Origin of the sequence: Thioalkalivibrio thiocyanodenitrificans ARhD 1 (assembly GCF_000378965.1) — a bacterium.
Taxonomy (GTDB): domain Bacteria; phylum Pseudomonadota; class Gammaproteobacteria; order Ectothiorhodospirales; family Ectothiorhodospiraceae; genus Thioalkalivibrio_A; species Thioalkalivibrio_A thiocyanodenitrificans.
Genome location: NZ_KB900536.1, coordinates 3,198,358 through 3,216,989 on the forward strand (window position 1 = coordinate 3,198,358; position 18,632 = coordinate 3,216,989).

The 18,632-nt window shown below is 65.9% G+C and carries 19 protein-coding genes; all 19 read left to right on the plus strand.

Features of this window, described 5'->3' with window-relative positions:
• Positions 1–104 precede the first annotated feature (104 nt).
• The 19 genes from rpsP (at position 105) to THITHI_RS0115255 (ending at position 18,495) form a co-directional block, all read left to right on the plus strand.
• Complete coding sequence (rpsP, locus tag THITHI_RS0115165) at positions 105–359, plus strand: 30S ribosomal protein S16 (RefSeq protein ID WP_018233958.1); 255 nt, start codon at positions 105–107, stop codon at positions 357–359.
• A gap of 25 nt (positions 360–384) precedes the next feature.
• Complete coding sequence (gene rimM / locus THITHI_RS0115170; protein ID WP_018233959.1) at positions 385–891, plus strand: ribosome maturation factor RimM; 507 nt, start codon at positions 385–387, stop codon at positions 889–891.
• Positions 892–909: 18 nt separating this feature from the next.
• Positions 910–1,671, plus strand: coding sequence for a tRNA (guanosine(37)-N1)-methyltransferase TrmD (trmD, locus tag THITHI_RS0115175; RefSeq protein WP_026186400.1), 762 nt, complete (start codon positions 910–912; stop codon positions 1,669–1,671).
• Positions 1,672–1,689: 18 nt separating this feature from the next.
• On the plus strand, positions 1,690–2,043 hold the full coding sequence (rplS, locus tag THITHI_RS0115180) for a 50S ribosomal protein L19 (RefSeq protein WP_018233961.1): 354 nt from the start codon (positions 1,690–1,692) through the stop codon (positions 2,041–2,043).
• A gap of 164 nt (positions 2,044–2,207) precedes the next feature.
• Positions 2,208–3,947 carry a hypothetical protein gene (locus THITHI_RS0115185; protein WP_026186401.1) on the plus strand — a complete coding sequence of 580 codons (1,740 nt, stop codon included), beginning with the start codon at positions 2,208–2,210 and terminating at the stop codon, positions 3,945–3,947.
• Between the two features lie 27 nt (positions 3,948–3,974).
• Positions 3,975–4,553 (plus strand): methylated-DNA--[protein]-cysteine S-methyltransferase, encoded by a 579-nt coding sequence (locus THITHI_RS0115190; RefSeq protein ID WP_332252167.1) that lies wholly within the window; start codon positions 3,975–3,977, stop codon positions 4,551–4,553.
• Between the two features lie 521 nt (positions 4,554–5,074).
• Positions 5,075–5,923, plus strand: a complete 849-nt coding sequence (gene soxA, locus THITHI_RS0115195) for a sulfur oxidation c-type cytochrome SoxA (protein WP_033336965.1) — start codon at positions 5,075–5,077, stop codon at positions 5,921–5,923.
• A 30-nt stretch (positions 5,924–5,953) separates the two neighbouring features.
• Positions 5,954–6,649 carry a sulfur oxidation c-type cytochrome SoxX gene (gene soxX / locus THITHI_RS0115200; RefSeq protein WP_018233965.1) on the plus strand — a complete coding sequence of 232 codons (696 nt, stop codon included), beginning with the start codon at positions 5,954–5,956 and terminating at the stop codon, positions 6,647–6,649.
• Between the two features lie 189 nt (positions 6,650–6,838).
• Entirely contained in the window at positions 6,839–7,669 is an 831-nt protein-coding gene (gene soxA, locus THITHI_RS0115205) for a sulfur oxidation c-type cytochrome SoxA (protein ID WP_232199437.1), read from the plus strand.
• Positions 7,647–8,363 (plus strand): sulfur oxidation c-type cytochrome SoxX, encoded by a 717-nt coding sequence (gene soxX / locus THITHI_RS0115210; protein WP_018233967.1) that lies wholly within the window; start codon positions 7,647–7,649, stop codon positions 8,361–8,363. Before soxA (THITHI_RS0115205) ends, soxX (THITHI_RS0115210) begins: the two co-directional genes overlap by 23 nt.
• Positions 8,364–8,377: 14 nt before the next feature.
• Positions 8,378–9,217 carry a 23S rRNA (adenine(2030)-N(6))-methyltransferase RlmJ gene (gene rlmJ / locus THITHI_RS0115215; protein WP_018233968.1) on the plus strand — a complete coding sequence of 280 codons (840 nt, stop codon included), beginning with the start codon at positions 8,378–8,380 and terminating at the stop codon, positions 9,215–9,217.
• 87 nt (positions 9,218–9,304) lie between these two features.
• A complete protein-coding gene (htpG, locus tag THITHI_RS0115220; RefSeq protein WP_018233969.1) occupies positions 9,305–11,191 on the plus strand; it encodes a molecular chaperone HtpG in 1,887 nt (628 codons plus the stop codon).
• A gap of 517 nt (positions 11,192–11,708) precedes the next feature.
• Positions 11,709–12,530 carry an energy transducer TonB gene (locus THITHI_RS0115225; protein ID WP_232199438.1) on the plus strand — a complete coding sequence of 274 codons (822 nt, stop codon included), beginning with the start codon at positions 11,709–11,711 and terminating at the stop codon, positions 12,528–12,530.
• Position 12,531: 1 nt separating this feature from the next.
• Positions 12,532–13,254, plus strand: a complete 723-nt coding sequence (locus THITHI_RS0115230; protein WP_018233971.1) for a MotA/TolQ/ExbB proton channel family protein — start codon at positions 12,532–12,534, stop codon at positions 13,252–13,254.
• Positions 13,254–13,670 (plus strand): ExbD/TolR family protein, encoded by a 417-nt coding sequence (locus tag THITHI_RS0115235; RefSeq protein ID WP_018233972.1) that lies wholly within the window; start codon positions 13,254–13,256, stop codon positions 13,668–13,670. The genes THITHI_RS0115230 and THITHI_RS0115235 overlap by 1 nt, the downstream gene beginning before the upstream one ends.
• A 2-nt stretch (positions 13,671–13,672) precedes the next feature.
• Positions 13,673–13,864, plus strand: a complete 192-nt coding sequence (hemP, locus tag THITHI_RS0115240; RefSeq protein ID WP_018233973.1) for a hemin uptake protein HemP — start codon at positions 13,673–13,675, stop codon at positions 13,862–13,864.
• A gap of 135 nt (positions 13,865–13,999) precedes the next feature.
• Complete coding sequence (locus THITHI_RS0115245; RefSeq protein WP_018233974.1) at positions 14,000–16,123, plus strand: TonB-dependent receptor family protein; 2,124 nt, start codon at positions 14,000–14,002, stop codon at positions 16,121–16,123.
• Positions 16,124–16,478: 355 nt separating this feature from the next.
• Positions 16,479–16,604 carry a hypothetical protein gene (locus THITHI_RS21130; protein ID WP_018233975.1) on the plus strand — a complete coding sequence of 42 codons (126 nt, stop codon included), beginning with the start codon at positions 16,479–16,481 and terminating at the stop codon, positions 16,602–16,604.
• Positions 16,605–16,644: 40 nt separating this feature from the next.
• Complete coding sequence (locus THITHI_RS0115255; RefSeq protein WP_018233976.1) at positions 16,645–18,495, plus strand: SLC13 family permease; 1,851 nt, start codon at positions 16,645–16,647, stop codon at positions 18,493–18,495.
• Positions 18,496–18,632 lie beyond the last annotated feature (137 nt).

The following is an 18,632-nucleotide window of genomic DNA, read 5'->3' on the forward strand; positions in this document are numbered from 1 at the left end:
CTTGTCGCGCGCATCTTGTATCTTGCCTCTCCAATCTGTATATTTGCGCGTTTCTCCGGGGGCCTGCGGCCCCGTGATTGTCAGACAATCCAAGGCAAAAACCGATGGTAACGATTCGACTCGCCCGTGGCGGTGCCAAGAAGGTGCCCTTCTACCACATCGTGGTCACCGATTCCCGCCGCCCGCGGGACAGCGGTTACATCGAGCGGCTGGGCTATTTCAACCCCGTGGCCCGGGGCCAGGAAGTGCGTCTGCACCTGGACAGCGAGCGCATGGAGCACTGGCTCTCCAAGGGCGCCAGGACCTCCGAGCGCGCCGCCAAGCTGCTGGCTGAATTCAAGAAGCAGCACCAGGCCTGAGGCCTGGTCGGCGCGGACGCCCGGCATGGAGCGCCGCCGCATCGTGCTGGGCCGGATCTCCGGCCTGTTTGGCGTCCAGGGCTGGGTCAAGGTGTTCTCCGATACCCGGCCCCGCGATGAGATTGCCCGCTACAGCTCCGTCCAGCTTGGCCAGAGCGGGCAGTGGCGGGAAGCCGGCGTCGAGGCCGGCAGGGCCCACGGAAAGGGTGTGATCATGAAGTTCCAGGGGTGTGATGACCGTGACGCGGCCGCCGCCCTGATCGGTCAGGAGATCGCCGTATGGCGTGACCAGTTGGCCGCGCTGCCGGACGGCGAGTACTACTGGGCCGATCTGCTGGGCCTGGAGGTAGTTACCGTGGACGGTGTGCACCTCGGCGTGGTGGGTGACATGCTGGAAACCGGCGCCAACGACGTGATCGTGGTGAACGGCGACCGGGAACGACTGATCCCCTATGTGCCCGGCGACGTGGTGCGCAATGTGGATCTCGAGACGCGGACCATCACGGTGGACTGGGATCCGGAGTTCCAGTAGCTCTCGCCAGGACACATGATGCGCATCGACGTGGTGACACTCTTCCCGGAACTGGTGAACTGCGTCGCCGGATGCGGGGTCACAGGACGGGCGGTGGAGCGGGGCCTGCTGGCGCTGCGCTGCTGGAACCCCCGGGATTACACCGAGGATCGGCACCGCACCGTGGACGACCGGCCCTATGGCGGCGGCCCCGGCATGGTCATGAAGGTGGAGCCGTTGCGGCGGGCGATTCACGAGGCCCGGGCGGCGGGCAGTGAACGGCCCCGGGTGGTCTACCTGAGCCCCCAGGGACGCAGGCTCGACCAGGATGCCATACGGCATCTGGCCTCGGTGCCCAGGCTGATGCTGATCGCCGGGCGCTACGAAGGCATCGACGAGCGCCTGGTGGAGCTGGAAGTGGATGAGGAGTGGTCCATCGGTGACTATGTCCTCTCCGGCGGCGAACTGGCCGCCATGGTGGTGATCGACGCCTGTACCCGCTTGTTGCCGGGTGTGCTGGGCGACGAGGATTCGGCACAGCAGGATTCGTTCATGACGGGCCTGCTTGACTGCCCGCACTACACGCGACCGGAGATCATCGACGGACGCGGCGTGCCGGAAGTGCTGCTCGGCGGGCACCATGCCGAGATCGAGCGCTGGCGGCGCAAGCAGGCCCTGGGGCGAACCTGGCAACGGCGCCCGGACCTGTTGAAGAAGATGCATTTGAGCGAGGCGGATGAACGCCTCTTGGATGAATACCGGCGCGAGCACGCGGACGACGCGGGTCGCGGCAAGCAGTGACTGACAGGGGTTCAAACCATGAGCAACATCATTGAGCAGCTGGAAGCGGAGCAGATGAACCGCGAGGTGCCTGATTTCACGCCCGGTGACACCGTGGTGGTGCAGGTGAAGGTGAAGGAAGGCAACCGCGAGCGCCTGCAGGCCTTCGAAGGCGTGGTGATCGCCAAGCGCAACCGGGGGCTCAACTCCGCGTTCACGGTGCGTAAGATCTCCCATGGCGAAGGTGTGGAGCGTGTGTTCCAGACCTATAGCCCGGCGGTGGCCGAGATCAAGGTCAAGCGCCGCGGCGCCGTGCGGCGCGCCAAGCTCTACTACCTGCGCGGCCTGACCGGAAAGGCGGCCCGCATCAAGGAAGACATCAAGCAATCCTGAGCCATTGTCCGGAATGCAAGAAGGGGCGCCGCGGATACACCGCGGCGCCCCTTCTTGCATTCCGGACAATGGATTCAAAGTTCAAGATTCAAGATTCAAAGTGGGGTACCCTCACGCCTTGAACTTTGAATCTTGAATTTTGAATCTTGAACCTCGAATTGCTCATGCCCCGCATCCTCCTGCTGATTCTCTGCCTGACCCTGGCGCCCCTGGCGGGTGCCGATCCCGTGGCGCAAGAGGCCATGTCTCTGGCCCGGCTGGGCGCGGCCGATCTTGCCCTCGCCACGCTGGATCGCCAGCCACCCGACCGCCTCGCCCATCCGGAGCGCTGGATGGCGCGGGAACGCGCGCGGCTGGAGATCCTCGGCATGGAGGCCCGTTGGGAGGCTGTGGCGGATCGTGCCGCCCGTCTGCCGGCGGGCCTGTCCCATGATTTTCTCATCTGGGCCCGCACCCGTCAGGCCCACGCCCTGCTTGCGCTGGAGCGCCCGGGGGAAGCGCGTGAACTGCTCAGGGATCTCATCTGGTTTTCCGGCGATGCCGTCTCTCCGGTGTGGCTCGACGCATGGCGGCGCATGCTGGCCGAGAGCTACCAGGCCGACGACATGCCGGCCGACGCCCTGTCCACCCTGCGCCGCCTGCGCCAGGACCGGGGTGACGAGGCGGACATCCCCCTGCCCCTGGAGGCGCGCATCCTGATGGATCAGGCACGTGATGCCGAGGCCGCCCGACTCCTCCGGGGGGCCGCGGCGCCGGAGGCCCGCGCCCTGCGCGCCTTGGCCATGTATCGGGCCGGACTGGAGTCACCCGATGCCCTGATCGCTGCCATGCAGACCGCGGCCGGCAGTGACGGGCTCGACGGCGAGGCGCGTGCCCGCTACCTGGCGGTGGCCGCCCTGGCATCGGAAAACGGCGAGGATCCGGCGGGTCGGGCGGCGGCGTTGGAGGCTGCCATGGCGCATCAGGGCCATTTGCCACCGGGTGACCGGTATTTCCGATTGCCGCCGGATGCCCTCTGGGAGGCTTACTTGGCCTTTGGCGAGGCGGCCGGCAATGAACGGCACCTGCTGATCGGGGATGACGAGGCCTGGTTCGCCGCCGTCGATGAACTGGCACCGCCCCATGCCGTCACGGCACGTGGCCTGCTGAGCGTGGTGGCACTGCGTGGACAGGATCCCGCAGCCCGGGAAACCGCCCATCGCCGACTGGGGGAGAGCCTCCTGGAGGAGACCGGAGGTGCGGACCTGGTGGATGCGCTTTATCTGGCCGGTCCGCGCTTCGATTCGCCGGAACGGGTTCCCGCGGCGGTGCGGCACCTGCTGGCGGAGCATGCCCTGGGGCGCGGTGACCTGGATACTGCGTCGGCCCTCATGGCGGATCTGGCCTCGCCGCCGGAGGGCGTCGATCCCTTCGAGTGGGGGCTGCGCCGGTCCCGGCTGCTGATCCTCGGCGGGCAGGAGGAGGCGGGTATCGACGGGCTGTACGACCTGCTTTCCGCCGTGCGCCGCCTGGAACCCGAGGCCGCCGACCGGTTCATGCAGGTGCTGTTCGACCTGCAGACCGTGCGGCGACACGATGCGGCGATTCATCTGTTCCGGGCAGTCGCGACCCGGCTCGAGGACCCGCGGCAGCTCCGGGAGGTGCTCTACTGGGAGGCCGATTCCCACAAGGCCCTCGGAGATCATGAAGAGGCCGCGCGCCTGTATCTCCGGTCGGCGTCCATGGGGCCGGGCGTCTCCGATCCCTGGGGCATGACCGCACGCTTCCAGGCGGCGGAGGCACTGGCCGGTGCCGGACTCGTCTCGGATGCCCGGGCGCTCTACGCCGGGCTCCTCCGGGTCACCCGCGAACAGGAGCGCCGCGTGGTGCTGCGTCAGCGCCTGCAGGAACTGGAACTCCGGTAGCTGCCATCGCCCGTAACGGTGATTGCGGTGCCCGCGCAGCGTTCCGGCGCGGTTGCGCCGGCGAGATCGTGGCTGGCGGCCCTGCCGGGCATGGACTACAGTGACCGGACATCCCCGTCAGTGTGTGCCGCCATGGACCATGATGCCGTGATCCCGAGTCCCGTGGGCCGTCTTGGCATTCGTTGCCGGGAGGGCCGTCTGCGGTCACTGGAATTCCTTCCCGAATCCGTCCCCCTGCGCCGGCCCGGCGGTCTGGCCGCCGAGGTGGCGCACCAGCTCGATCGTTATTTTGCGGACCCCGCCTTTCGCTTCGATCTTCCCCTGGATCCGGAAGGCACGCCCTTTCAGCGCAGGGTGTGGGCCGGCCTCACTGCCATCCCCAGCGGCGAACGGCGCAGCTACGGCGACCTGGCACGTGAACTCGGTTCCGGTGCGCGCGCGGTGGGGGGCGCCTGTGCACATAATCCGCTGGTCATCGTGGTCCCCTGCCATCGGGTAGTGCCGGCCTCGGGCGGTACCGGAGGATACGGCGGCAGAACACGCGGTGCGCCCGTGGCCGTCAAGGCGTGGCTGCTGGCCCACGAGCAACGGGGAGACCGCCTCTGACGCACACGACCCGGATCGCGGCGCTCACGCCCCCGGACGGCCCGGCGTGCCGCGACCCGTGTACCTGAATTGCGCCTGCGCCCGGGATGAGGGCACCGAATTGTGCTGAATTCCGGGTGGGCAAAGCCCCGTGGGGCCTGGGCTCCGGGGTTCAGTAATATTAGAAAATCCTGTTATTTTTCTGTTTCTTGACAATGCTAAGGCCCTTTATCAGGCTATACGACCAGTTTCGGGTGTGGGTTCAGGGAGCTTCGCGCACCCGAGGCTATTACAATAAAACCATCGCTTTGGGAGGTTGGTATGCAAGAAAGGGCTATGTCCGCGTGAGCGGTGACGCCACGCTGCGGTCCGGCCCGCCCGTTAGTAAAGTCACTTCCGTATTTGCCTTTACACAGTGGTCAATCTGACCCGAGTGCCCGTCCCGGGCTTGCCTGAAGGGGGTCCGGCCCGACCAGAGGGACGGCGCCTCGGGCGGTGCTCACCGCTACATAAAGTAGTCATTATCTATGATGGAGGTTTCAATGATTAGAAAAACCTTGCTGGCACTGCCAGTGGCCCTTGCCGTCGGGGTCACGGCCCACGCGGATCATATGGCCGAGAATCCGGCCGATATCCTCAGGTCGGTGATCAGTGAAGTCCCTGACTCACCCTATCTGACCCAGAGCCAACAGAACCTCATGATGATGGAGGACAACCCGAACCTGTGGACCGTGGAGGACGGCAAGGAGCTGTTCTATGCGGCACGCGGCCCGAACAACGTCTCCCTGGAGAGCTGCGACTTCGGCAAGGGTCCCGGCGTGCTGGAGGGTGCCTATGCCGAGATGCCCCGTTACTTTGAGGATACCGGCAGGGTCATGGACCTGGAGACCCGTCTGGTGCACTGCATGCAGACCATCCAGGGTTTCGCCTCCGACGATCCGGCGGTCAGCCGGCTTCACGGCTCCAACTCCGACCACATGAAGCTGCAGAGCTATATCGCCTCCCACTCCAACGGCATGGCGTGGAACCCGCCGCTGGATCATCCCGTGGAAAAGGCCATGCGTGATGCGGGCGAGGTCCTGTTCTATCGTCGCGCCGGTTCGCTGGACATGAGCTGCCAGACCTGCCACTCCCAGACCGGCAAGCGGATCCGTGCCTCGGTGCTACCCAACGCGAATGTCCCGCAGGAGTGGACCAAGGCGATCTCGTGGCCGGCCTTCCGGGTGGGTCACCAGAACTCGCGTTCCACCCAGCATCGCGTGCGCGGCTGCTACTGGCAGATGCGTCAGGGCCGGATCGAAGCGGGTGGTGACGCCTCGATCGCGCTGATCTCCTACTGGACCGACCTGGCACGTGGTCAGCCCGCCATCCTGCCCGACCTGAAGCGCTGATCCCGGACGCACAGCTTAGGAGACTCGATTATGATGTTGAAGAAAAAGACCCGTTTTGCGGCCGGGCTCGCCGCACTCGCATCCATCCTTCTGATCGCGGGCGGTTGTGCCGCCACCGATGCCGGGGACCCCGGGAAGGCGGACTATACGAAGATGAGCGCCGAGGAACTGGCCGAGCACCTGATCTTCGCGCAGGGTGGTTTCCGTCTCAATCAGGAGACACAGGAAGGCGGTACAGTCCGTGATCGCCAGACCCAGGACGCCATGCAGAAGGTGTGTTCCGAGACCCGGAACGAGCCCTCACCCGAGCAGGCCGGTCAGATCATCGCCGATGCCCGCGCCTCCATCCAGTACCCCGACGGCGGCATCCGCCTGGGTGACTGGCAAAAGGGCGGGGAGCTGTCCTGGTCCGGGTTCGGTTTCCGGGTGGGACACAACACCGACGACCACAGCCAGCGTGAGGTCGGCGGGAACTGCTACAACTGCCATACCATGGATCCGGCCCGTCCCGGCGGCAATCTGGGTCCGAGCCTGACCGGCTACGGCAAGCAGCGGGGCAACAACGAGGCCACCCGTCGCTTTGTCTACGAGATGATCTACAACGCCCACGCCTATTTCCCGTGTACCGAAATGCCGCGGATGGGCGCCAACGGTCTGCTGAGCCAGGAGGCGATCGCGGACATCATGGCTTATGTGCTTCACCCGGATTCGCCGGTGAACCAGTAAGCGCTCCGGTGCCTCCGGCACCGTAGTCAGCAGTACGTCATTGAAGGCCACCGGCGGCAACGCCGGTGGCCTTCATCGGTTCCTTCATGACGCCAGATCGTCGCATGCGCGCGGTACTCGGCCTGCTGCCCGACGCGATTCGGGGTGGGCGTCCCGGTGGTCATGGCATCGTGATCCAACGTAGACTTGATGTTGATGCCAAGCCCCCTGTTGCCGATCCTTGCCGTTTTGCTCCTGCTTGTTCCGCTGCCCGGCAGCGGACTTGCCCAGACTCCGGTGGTATCCGATGTGGCGGACAGCATTGCGGAGTACCGCCGCATGCTGCGCGAGGGTAATCCGGGCGAGCTGTGGGTGGCCCGCGGCAAGCATCTCTACCATACCCCCCGGGGGCCCAACGGCGTCTCCCTTGACGCGTGCGATCTGGGTCTCGGGCCCGGTGAACTGGAGGGCGCGTTTGCGGCGTTGCCCCGTTACTTCGAGGACGCCGGGCGGGTGCAGGATCTGGAATCCCGGCTCGTGTTCTGCATGACGCACCTGCAGGGATTCGATCGGGAGCCGTTGCTCCGGGAGGCGTTTTCCTCCGGTGAGCGCGAGTCGGACCTGGAGGCCCTGGCAGCGTATGTGGCCTCCCGGTCCAACGGCTATCCCCTGGCGGTGGAACTGTCCCATCCGCGTGAACTGGAGATGTATCGCATCGGAGAAGGCCTGTTCCATCGGCGCAGCGGTCCCCTGGACCTGTCCTGCGCCACCTGTCACAGCCGCGAGCAACGGCGCATCCGGATGCACGGTCTGATGAACATCCACAATCCCGCGCAGGTCAGGGACGTCATGGGCAGCTGGCCCACCTACCGTGTGTCCCAGGGCACGGTACGCACGCTCCAGCACCGCATGTGGGATTGCCACTGGCAGATGCGGTTGCCGGATGTGGGCTACGGGTCGGACGCCACGGTGGCGCTGATTCTGTTTCTCAAGGAACGGGCCCGGGGAGGGGAGGTGGATGTACCCGGTGTGCGTCGCTGAGCGTTACGTGGGTTCCCTGCCTCCGTTGCTCCTGGGCGTGCTGCTGCTTGTCCTGAGCGGCACCGGCGGGCCTGCCCGGGCGCAGGGTCTCAGCGCCCTGGAGCGGCAGATGGAGGCCGTGGTTCGCGACAGCTGGGGGGATGCCTCCGGGGCCGAGGCCCGTCGTCTGGTTCAGGATGACACGCAGCTGGAATGCAGCCGCGTGCGAAACGAGCCCGGTGATGCCCTGCGGGAGCGCATTCAGAAGCGCGAACTGGCGCGTATCAGTTATCCGGAAGGCGCACTTGTCCTCGGCGATCCGGTGGCGGGCGAGCGTTATGCCAAGGACGGCTACGGCGGGCGCGTGGGCCGCCTGCGGCCTGATGACCCGGCGCGCCCGCGGGGAGGCAACTGTCAGGCCTGCCATGTACTGGAGCCTCGGGATGGCATCGGCGGCACGCTGGGCCCTTCACTGGCCGGTTTCGGCATCGGACTGGGCACCCGGCCGGTGGCGGTTCGCTACGTCTATGATCGCATCTACAATTCGCATGCCGTGAACCCCTGTTCGGAGATGCCCCGTTTCGGATATCACGGCTTCCTCACCCGGCAGCAGATCCTGGATATCGCCGCCTACCTGCTGATGCCCGATTCGCCCGTCAATCGTATCGAGGCGCAGGGACCTGAGCCGGCCGGCACCGTGCGGCCCTTGCCTTGAGGCCGGGTCCGCCCGTGAACGATCGGCGCCCGGACGTGCCCGTCTACCGCCATCACCGGCACGCGGGCAACTTCGCCGACATCCACAAGCACGTGGTGCTGGCATGGCTGGTGCGGGCGCTGACCCGTGCGGACGGGGCCTTGTGCGTACTGGACACCCACGCGGGCGATGGCCTCTATCGGCTGGACGACGAGCGTCGGGCGAATCTCGCTTCCCTGCGGAGCGACGCGGGCCTGCCCGCCACGCTGGCGCCGTATCTGCATGTGCTGGATAGCCTGAACGGGCCGTCGTCGCTGGACGTGTACCCGGGTTCGCCGTGGCTCGTGCGGGCCCTCATGGGTCCGGACGACGCGCTGTTTCTGGCCGAGTCGCATCCCCGGGCCGCTGCGGCCCTGTCCGCACGGTTCCGGGACGAGCCGCGGGTCCGGGTGCTTGAGCGGGATGGCTGGGAGGTGTTGGGGCAATGGCAGCCCGCCGGATACTCCCGAGGGCTGGCGCTGCTGGATCCGCCCTATGCCGATGCCAGGGATTACGGTATTGCCCCGGACGCCCTGATCGACGCAGCCCGACGCCGGCCAGATGCCTGTTATTGCCTCTGGTATCCGCTGGTGGACGGATGCCACGAGCCGATGCTGAAGACCCTGAGCGCCGCGTTTGCCGGCAGCGCGTTGCGGGCGGAACTGTGGGTCGAACCCCTGGGACGTCCCGGGGTGATGGCCGGCTCCGGCCTGTTCGTGGTTCGCCCCCCTGCAGGCCTGCACGAGGTCCTGGAGCGTCTGCAGCCCTGGCTGCAGGCACAGCTCGCCCGCGCGCCCGGGGGCGGAGTGCGCCTGGTCCGGGCCGCGCACACTTGAAATCCCGGGCCTCGTCCCCATCACTAACAGCAACTTTTTCTGCAAGTTGCGCAATTTCACGATGCCGGCGTCCGGGAGGAGGTACCCATGTCCGTAGCGGGACACAAGGAGACCCTGAGTTTTCAGACAGAGGTGAGTCAGCTGTTGCACCTGATGGTCCACGCGCTGTACTCCAACAAGGAGATCTTCCTGCGCGAGTTGATCTCCAACGGCGCCGACGCCTGTGACAAGCTGCGGTTCGAATCGCTTGCCGATGACGCGCTCATGGAAGGAGATGGGGATCTGTCCATTGAAGTGGACTTCGACCCCGAGGCACGCACGGTGACCGTGCGCGACAACGGCATCGGCATGAGCCGCGAGGAGGTGATCGACAACATCGGCACCATTGCCAAGTCGGGCACCAAGGAGTTTCTCTCCCGCCTGACCGGGGACCAGGCCAGGGATGCCCGCCTGATCGGCCAGTTCGGTGTGGGCTTCTACTCCGCGTTCATCGTGGCCGAACGGGTGGAACTCACCACCCGGCGTGCCGGCATGGGGCCGGAGCACGGGGTGCGCTGGATCTCCGATGGTACCGGCGAGTACAGCATCGAGACCGTGGAGGCACCGCGCAGGGGCACCGAGATCGTGCTGCAACTCAAGGCGGACGAGGACGAGTTCCTGGACGGTCACCGCCTGCGCCACATCATCGCCCGCTACTCCGACCACGTCCCCTTGCCCATCCGGATGCGCGCCATGAACGAGAAGGGCGAGCCCGGGGAGGAACGGGAGACCGTCAACCGGGCCTCGGCCCTCTGGGCGCGGCCCCGTTCGGAGATCTCGGACGACGAGTACCGGGCCTTCTACAAGCATGTGGCCCATGACTTCGAGGACCCTCTGGCCTGGACCCACAACAGGGTGGAGGGCCGGCAGGAATACAACACGTTGCTCTACATCCCCAAGCGGGCGCCCTTCGACCTGTGGGACCGGGACCGCCGCCATGGCATCAAGCTCTATGTGCGCCGGGTGTTCATCATGGACGATGCCGAGCAGCTCATGCCCGGCTACCTGCGGTTCGTGCGCGGCGTGGTGGATTCCAATGACCTGCCGCTCAACATCTCCCGGGAGATCCTGCAGAACAACCGGCTGATCGACGGCATGCGCGCCGGCTCCGTGAAGAAGGTGCTGGGCCTGCTGGAGGAGATGGCGAAGGATCGGCCCGAGGACTACCAGGCCTTCTGGTCCGCGTTCGGGCAGGTGATGAAGGAGGGTCCCGCAGAAGACTACGCCAATCGGGAGCAGATCGCCGGTCTCCTGCGGTTCGCTTCCACCCACACGGGGGAGGCCGCGCAGCACGTGTCGTTTGCCGACTACGTTTCGCGCATGAAGGAGGGTCAGAAGGCCATCTACTACATCACCGCCGACAGCCACGCCGCCGCCGCCCACAGCCCGCACCTGGAGGTGTTCCGCAAGCACGGCGTGGAGGTGCTTCTGCTTTCCGACCGGGTGGACGAATGGCTGGTGACTCACCTGACCGAGTTCGACGGCAAGCCGCTCAAGTCCGTGGCCAAGGGGGCGCTGGATCTTGGCGATCTGGAGACCGAGGAGGAGAAGCAGGCCGCGAAGGCAGCCGAGGACGAATCGAACGATGTCATCGAACGCCTGAAGAGCGCGCTGGGTGAAAAGGTGGAGGACGTGCGCGTCTCCCATCGCCTGACGAACTCCCCTGCCTGCATCGTGCTGAGCGAGCATGACATGGCGCTCTACATGCAGCAGCTGCTTCGCCAGGCCGGGCAGAATCTGCCGGGCACCAGGCCGGTGCTGGAGATCAACCCGGGCCATGCGCTGATTCAGAAGCTGCGTGATGTGCCCGAGGAGCACGTGAGCGAATGGGCGGAGATCCTGTTCAACCAGGCCCTGCTGGCCGAAGGGGCGCAGCTGGAGGATCCGGCCGGATTCGTGCGCCGGCTGAACAGCCTGATCCTCTCGCGGCTGTAGCGTTGGCCTGGCCGCTGCGTTTTCCGGCCACGAAGCACAGGCAGGGCGCGGGCGTTCTCCGCTCAAGGGAACAGGCGCCGCGCACCGCCCAAGGCATGCCAAGCGCCCCGAATGATTTTCTGCAGGGCGGGCCATGCCCGCCGCTCCGACCGGGCGCCCACTCGATGGAGCTCAAGGGGTGCCCTATGTCCCGGACCTTCCCTAGAGGGGCTTCGTACCCTTCGTGTGCTTTGTGGTTGAAAAAGGGCCGGGCATCCGCTTGCGTGCAACCCCGGATCGTGCTTCGCCTGGTCCGCGCCGTGCCTGCCCGGGTGGCGGGGTTGTGACCCCGCGGCGGGTGCGGTCGACACCCCTCGGTTTTCTTCCCGCGAGATTCTCCCCCCTGACTGACTCGATCATGCCCGGACCGGCCCATGTTTGACAATGCGAATCATTATCAGTAACAATCGCGTTCGTGTTGGGGCGGAACAACAGGCCGATGGGGAAGCAGGGATCGGTTTACGGATGGCGGAGCGGCGTGACCTGGGCCATTGCCGCGAGCCTGGTGCTCCACGGGGTCGCCATGGCCTGGATGCTTCGGGAGCGCCCGGCGGAAATTCTTGAAGGCCGGCCCGTGGTGCAGGTGGCACTTGTGGAAGCTGCGGCGCCCGTCCGCCCGGAGCCCCGGATGCTGCAGGAGCCGACACCCCTGCGTCCGTCGCCGCCCGTGGAAACGCCCCTGGCGGTGCTGTCGCCGGAAGGTGATCGCGCCGTGGAACAGGAACCGGAGCCCGAGCCTGAGCCCGAGCCTGAGCCTGAGCCTGAGCCTGAGCCTGAACCTGAGCCTGAACCTGAGCCTGAACCTGAGCCTGAACCTGAGCCTGAACCTGAGCCCGAGCCCGAGCCCGAGCCTGAGCCTGAGCCCGAGCCTGAGCCTGAGCCTGATCCGGAGCCGGAAACCATTGCAGATGCGGTGCATGAAGATGACTCCGCCATGCTGCGGGAGCAGACCACGGCGACTTCCGGTTCGGTCGATCAGGCAACGGCGGAAGCGTCAGGCCAGGCCGAGAGCGCGGTGGTGCCCCCCGACTTCCAGGCGGATTACCTGGATAACCCGCCGCCTGCCTATCCGCGGGTGTCCCACCGTCTTCGCGAGGAGGGCGAGGTGACCCTCCGGGTCCGTGTCGGGACGGACGGGCGGGCCCTGGACGTGGCCATCGACGGTTCCAGCGGATCGGAGCGGCTGGACCGGGCGGCGAGGGCCGCCGTGGAGCGCTGGCGGTTCGTGCCGGCAAGGCAGGGTGCCCGCCCCGTGGAAGCCTGGGTGGTGGTGCCCATCGTTTTCAGACTGGAGGGTTGAGATGGATATTTCGCTGGTATTTCAGGAAGGGGACTGGGTCCTCATCGGGGTCTTTCTGACCCTGCTGGTCATGTCCGTGGCCACCTGGGCGCTGATCATCGCCAAGACCGCGGCCGCGTGGCGTATCCGGCGGGACAACGCCGCCTTCCAGCGCAGATTCTGGGATGCCCGGGGCGACGGGCAGGCCCTTGCCATGGCGGAAGAATCGGCTTCGCCTCTTGCGGGTATCGCCCGCGCAGGTATCCGCGGGCTGAATCACTATCGAAGCCGCGACCCCCGGCGCCTGGGTGACGCCTGCAGCATCGACGAGTTCCTGGTGCGTACCATCCGCAACGCGCTCTCCCGCGAGCAGGCGGCCCGCCAGTCGGGCCTGACGATCCTCGCCTCGGTGGGCAGCACGGCACCGTTCGTGGGCCTGTTCGGCACGGTCTGGGGGATCTATCACGCCCTGATGGATATCGCCGCCGCGGGCCATGCCTCCATGGAGGTGGTCGCCGGCCCCCTGGGTGAGGCACTGGTGGCCACGGCCGCGGGCCTGGCCGCTGCGATCCCGGCGGTCCTGGCGTACAACGCCGTCAACCGGTTCAATCGCAGCCTGGCCGAGGAGATGGACGGCTTTGCCCACGACGTTCACGCCTACCTGACCACCGGCGCGATCGTCACGCAACGGGTTGGGGGCACGGACATGCCGGTGCCCGGCCATGTGGCCGCGGAGCCTGCCTGATGGCATTCGGAGGCTTCAGCCGCGACAGCGGGGGCGACATGGCGGAGATCAACGTGATTCCGCTGGTGGACATCATGCTGGTGCTGCTGGTGATTTTCATCATCACCGCCCCGGTGATGACCCACGCGGTGAATGTGGATCTGCCCCGGGCGAGTCATGAGGTCAACCATGTCACGCTGGAGACGGTGACGCTGTCCATCGACGCGCAGGGTGGACTCTACTGGGACAATGACCCTGTTCCCGTGGATCGTCTGGAAGCGCGGTTGGCACGTGCCGTGGCCGGGAACCCGGATCTGGAGCTGCACCTGCGTGCCGACCAGGCCACGGCCTACGAACGGGTGGCCTGGGTCCTGACGCGGGCCCGGTCGGCCGGCGTGGTCCGCATCGGGTTCATCACGCAACCGGAAGGAGACTGAACATGAACAAGCCATCGTCCGTCGGCCCGGGGACGGCACGCGAAGCCCGCGAATCGGCAGCTTCGCCTCAGTCGCCGGAAGTGTTGCCGAGCCACGTCCTGCTGGGCCGGCGGCGCCAGGTTCAGATTGAGCATCTGGGAGAACGATACACCCTGCGCGTCACCCGCCATGGGAAACTGATTCTGACCAAGTAAGAAGCAGGCCGATATCGTTGTGGGTATCGGAAGCATATAACCAGCCAGCCAGCAGGTCCCACGTCTGTCCATCGGGCGGACACTCCGGGGTCTTCAGCCAGCCAGACCACGTTGAAGCAACCCAGGGAGAATGTCATGACCCGAACCCCCGTTTCTTCCTCGCGCGTCGCGCGAACCCCCTTTCGTCCCACCCTGCTGGCGCTCGCCGTCGGCCTGGCGGTATCCGGGATGGGCGGCACAGGCATTGCCATGGCGCAGGAGCGTGTCTTCAAGCTGCCGCGTATTGATGTGGTGGGCCAAACCGATACGGATGTTGCCCGGACTCCAGGCTCGGTGACGGTGGTCACCGAGGAGGAGATCAATGAGATTCAGCCGCGCTCCACCGAGGATGTGCTGCGCCGCGTACCCGGAATCTACATCAAGGGTGAAGAGGAAAGCGCGGTGGTGACCAACATCAGTGTGCGGGGCCTCACTGCCGGGGACTACAAGACACTGGTGCTGGAGGATGGCGTGCCCGTACAACCCGGAATCTTTGTCGGAAACGCGCGCTACTACAACCCGCGTGTCCAGCGTCTGGAGGGTGTCGAGGTTCTCAAGGGCGCGGCATCACTGCGCTATGGTCCGAATACCATCGGTGGCGTGATCAACTATCTGACCAGGACCCCGGAAGACGGCGTCTCGGTCATTGGTCGGGTCGGCTCATGGAATACCCGTGAGACCGCGGTCGAACTGGGCGGCAGTGCGCCCTCCGGTGATTCGCGCTTTGGCATCATCGCCACCCGTGCCGAGAGTGACGGATTCATGGGCAAGGGCTATGACATGACCGATGTGATGGTCAAGGCCGGAACCGCGATCGGGGATAATCAGTTTATTGGTGCGAAATTCTCGTACTACGAAAGCGAAGCCAATATCTCCTACCGTGGCCTCTTTCCAGACGCGTATGAGGCGGGCGCCAAGTTCAATCCCGCCCCTGATGACTGGTTCTTGAGCGGGCGCACGGCCTTCGACATCAACCACGAGTGGGAGATCAATCCGTCCATGCACTTGAAGACCCTGGTGTATTGGAGTGAGACGTATCGGGATTACTGGCGGTATCGACTTGCAAGCGATACTGGAACCGGCCCGGCCACTACCACCAATGCTGATGGTTATACGGTATGGAACTACGGTGACGAAGTACAAGGCAATAACCGATCCTTCGAGCGTATAGGTGTGGATTCACGCCTGACCATGAATCACTCTGCGTTCGGCATTGGCAACGAGGCGGAGTTCGGCATGCGTCTGATGCAGGAAGAGATGACAGACACCCGGCCTCGGGCAGATCGAGCGACGCCCCGGAACCCGAACGGGGCGCTGCATCGAAATAGACTCGATTCCGCCGACAGCCTGGCGGTCTTTGCCCAGAACCGTTTCGACATCAATGAGCGGTTGTCGGTCACTGCGGGCTTGCGCATGGAGACTTACGAGCAAAAGCGGGACAATCTGCAAAACACGAATCCCGCTGATACGTTCTCCAATACCGAGTATATGCCCGGTATCGGCGCAACCTACTGGCTCAATCCATCGGCGCAATTGTACGGCAGTGTCTACCGCGCATTTGCACCGCCACTGGTGGGCAGCGTGATCGGTTCGGGTGACACACCGACCGAATCCGAAAAATCGGTGAATATCGAGTTGGGCGTGCGTGGCAGTACCGGTCCGCTGAGGTACGAGGTCACCGCATTCCAGATGGACTTCTCCAACCAGGTGGACCCGGGTGTGTCAGGCATCAGGGATCCCAACGAGGGGAAAGCGTTACACCAGGGGCTTGAGGCCGCTCTGGGGTATGACTTCGGAAATGGCTTCAGAGTGGATGGCAATGTGACCTGGATACCGACAGCGGAATACCGTGAGGATCGTCCCGGTGAGGCGGTTAAAGGCAATCGTCTGGCTTATTCGCCCGAGTGGATGGCCAATCTCTCACTGGGGTATCAGTCCGGCCCCCTGCAAACGGCCTTGCTGCTGAACTATGTGGGTGAGCGTTATGGTGATGGGATGAATACCAAAGAACTGACCACTGAATCGACGGGCGTATGGGGTGGCTTGATGCCGAGCCACGCCACGGTTGATCTGACGGGGCGATATGCTGTCAGTCCTCAGTTGAACGTGTTCGGTGCAGTCAAGAACCTCACGGATGAGCGCTATATCGCGGGCTTGCGTCAGGGGATTTACGTAGGCCCTGAACGCAGCTTTGAGTTGGGCGTGAAGTATACGTTCTAGTCCCGCACGCATCGTGACAGGTCGCCAACCGGGGCCGGAACCATCTGTGGGTCTTGCCCGGGGTGCAGTGCCGCCCCGGGCTTTCTTGTGTCCTCTCGCACTGAAGCGGGTGACGCCGGGTGATGCGCCCGGCCTCGTAGGGCGGATAAGCGAAGCGCATCCGCCCCCCCGTTGGTGTGCCGGATGCGGCTGCGCCTTATCCCGCCTACGAGCCAGCGAGACAGGCCGAGGCGCCGCAAGCGTCGCGACAGGCCGCCAGGCGGGACCCCCATCCCTCGAAGCCCGGTGCGGTCGCGGGCGTCATCGGCTATCCTGAAGCAAATCCCCGCCTGTTCCTTTCCGCCAGGAGCGTGACATGACCGCGTCCCGATCTGCCCTCGGGCAGCCCAAGGATATCCTGCTGGCCACCGGGGCATCCCGCGACAGCCGTTCGGCGGAGGCCGCGGCGCGTGGCGCCGTGCGGGTGGCCGCCGCCGGCTGATGTCGCCGCCACCCACCATGGTCGATGGACCGGCCGGGCCGTGACTCCGGATCAATGGGCCCTGGCTGGCGTCCTGGCCGCCACGCTGGTGCTGTTTCTCTGGGGCCGCTGGCGCCATGATCTGGTCGCGGTGGCGGCGCTGCTCGCCTGCGTGGCCCTGGGGCTGGTGCCCTCCGCCGACGCCTTCGGGGGATTCGCCCATCCCGCGGTGATCACCGTGGCTTGCGTACTGGTGTTGAGTTACGGTCTGCAGACCTCCGGTGCGGTCGACGTCCTGGTGCGCACGGTCATGCCCACGGGGGCCGGGCCCTCCCTCACCATTGCCGCGCTCACCGGCACCGGCGCGCTGCTGTCCGGTTTCATGAACAATGTCGGCGCGCTCGCGCTGCTCATGCCCGTGGCGGTGCAGGTGGCCAGGCGCATGGGGCTTCCGCCCGGGCGGGTGCTCATGCCGCTGGCCTTCGGCACCATCCTGGGTGGCATGATCACCCTGGTGGGTACACCGCCCAACCTGATCGTCTCGGGCTTTCGGGCCGAGGCGGGTCCGGGTCCCTTCCTCATGTTCGATTTCACGCCCGTGGGTCTGGCGGTGGCGGTGGTTGGCGTGGGGTTCGTGGCGCTGGTGGGCTGGCATCTGGTGCCGGCGCGCAAGCCGGGAGTGGAGGGTTTCGAGACCGAGGCCTATCTCACCGAGGTGCGTGTGCACGAGGAGAGCAAGCTGGCGGGTCAGTGCCTGCGGGAGGTGGAGGACAGGCTCAAGGATCATGACGCCCAGGTGGTGGGCATGGTGCGCAACGAGATCCGCATGGTGGCGCCTCACCCGGGCCGGCGGGTGCGCGCCGGCGATATCCTGGTGATCCAGGCGGATGCCGAGGCGCTGGCCGGCGTGCTGGGGAGCCTGGGGCTGAAACTGGAGGAGGCCGTGGAGCCGGAGGAGGACGCGGAGGCCGCGCTGGAGGAAGACGAGGCCGCCGTGCCCGATGAACCGTCGCAGGCCGGGGATGAAGCCGAGGCGGAGGAGGCCCCGCCGCCCGAGGACGAGATCTCCCTGGTGGAACTGGTGGTCCTGCCCCAGTCGGGGCTGGTGGGGCGCAGTGCCAGCGACATCGAGCTGCGCACCCGCTACGGCATCAACCTGCTGGCCATCTCCCGCCGGGGGCAGCGTTCCATGCGCCGGCTGCGGGTCACCGCCCTGCAGGCCGGCGATGTGCTGCTCATGCAGGGGCAGCCCGACGCCATCGCCGAGTTTGCCGCGAACTCCGGCTGTGTGCCGCTGGCCGAGCGCGCACTCTCGATCCCGGACCGGCGCAATGCCCTGCTGGCCACGGGGATCATGGGTCTGGCGGTGGGCGCGGCCACCCTGGGTGTGCCGGCGGCCGTGGCCTTCATGGGCGGCGTGCTGGCGGCGCTGGTGTTGCGCACCGTCGCCGTGCGCCAGCTCTACCAGTCAGTGGACTGGCCGGTGGTGGTGCTGCTGGCGGCGCTCATCCCCGTGGCCGGCGCCATGGAGGCCACGGGGCTTGCCGGGCTGATTGCGGAGTTCCTGATCGACGGCGTGGCCCAGGGGCACGTGATTGCTGCACTGGTGGTGGTGCTGGTGGTCACCATGGTGCTCTCGGACCTGATGAACAACGCCGCCACGGCGGCGGTCATGTGCCCCGTCGCCATTGGCATCGCGGTGCAGTCGGGGGTGAGCGTGGACGCCTTTCTCATGGCGGTGGCAGTGGGGGCCTCCTGCGCCTTCCTGACGCCCATCGGCCATCAGAACAATACGCTTATCCTGGGCCCGGGCGGGTTCCGCTTCGGTGACTACTGGCGCCTGGGCCTGCCGCTGCAGGTGCTGGTGCTTCTGGCGGCGGTGCCCATGCTGCTGTGGGTATGGCCGTTGTAGCCGCAGCGGTACGGAGGGGCCTCTATGGTCGATACAGGGTTTCGTGAATTTCGGTGAATTTCGCAGCAGAATCGCGCATTTTATTTCGTGTTGCGCGACTTTCAGTGCTTCCTCCATTCGTCTTTCCCGGGTCGCCG

Coding starts and splice junctions, on each gene's coding strand:
- soxX (WP_018233967.1), top strand. CDS start 7,647: ATGTACCCGGTGTGCGTCGCTGAGCGTTACGTGGGTTCCCTGCCTCCG.
- soxA (WP_033336965.1), top strand. CDS start 5,075: ATGATTAGAAAAACCTTGCTGGCACTGCCAGTGGCCCTTGCCGTCGGG.
- soxX (WP_018233965.1), top strand. CDS start 5,954: ATGATGTTGAAGAAAAAGACCCGTTTTGCGGCCGGGCTCGCCGCACTC.
- THITHI_RS0115185 (WP_026186401.1), top strand. CDS start 2,208: ATGCCCCGCATCCTCCTGCTGATTCTCTGCCTGACCCTGGCGCCCCTG.
- THITHI_RS0115245 (WP_018233974.1), top strand. CDS start 14,000: ATGACCCGAACCCCCGTTTCTTCCTCGCGCGTCGCGCGAACCCCCTTT.
- rpsP (WP_018233958.1), top strand. CDS start 105: ATGGTAACGATTCGACTCGCCCGTGGCGGTGCCAAGAAGGTGCCCTTC.
- htpG (WP_018233969.1), top strand. CDS start 9,305: ATGTCCGTAGCGGGACACAAGGAGACCCTGAGTTTTCAGACAGAGGTG.
- rplS (WP_018233961.1), top strand. CDS start 1,690: ATGAGCAACATCATTGAGCAGCTGGAAGCGGAGCAGATGAACCGCGAG.
- THITHI_RS21130 (WP_018233975.1), top strand. CDS start 16,479: ATGACCGCGTCCCGATCTGCCCTCGGGCAGCCCAAGGATATCCTGCTG.
- soxA (WP_232199437.1), top strand. CDS start 6,839: ATGTTGATGCCAAGCCCCCTGTTGCCGATCCTTGCCGTTTTGCTCCTG.
- hemP (WP_018233973.1), top strand. CDS start 13,673: ATGAACAAGCCATCGTCCGTCGGCCCGGGGACGGCACGCGAAGCCCGC.
- rimM (WP_018233959.1), top strand. CDS start 385: ATGGAGCGCCGCCGCATCGTGCTGGGCCGGATCTCCGGCCTGTTTGGC.
- trmD (WP_026186400.1), top strand. CDS start 910: ATGCGCATCGACGTGGTGACACTCTTCCCGGAACTGGTGAACTGCGTC.
- THITHI_RS0115235 (WP_018233972.1), top strand. CDS start 13,254: ATGGCATTCGGAGGCTTCAGCCGCGACAGCGGGGGCGACATGGCGGAG.
- THITHI_RS0115230 (WP_018233971.1), top strand. CDS start 12,532: ATGGATATTTCGCTGGTATTTCAGGAAGGGGACTGGGTCCTCATCGGG.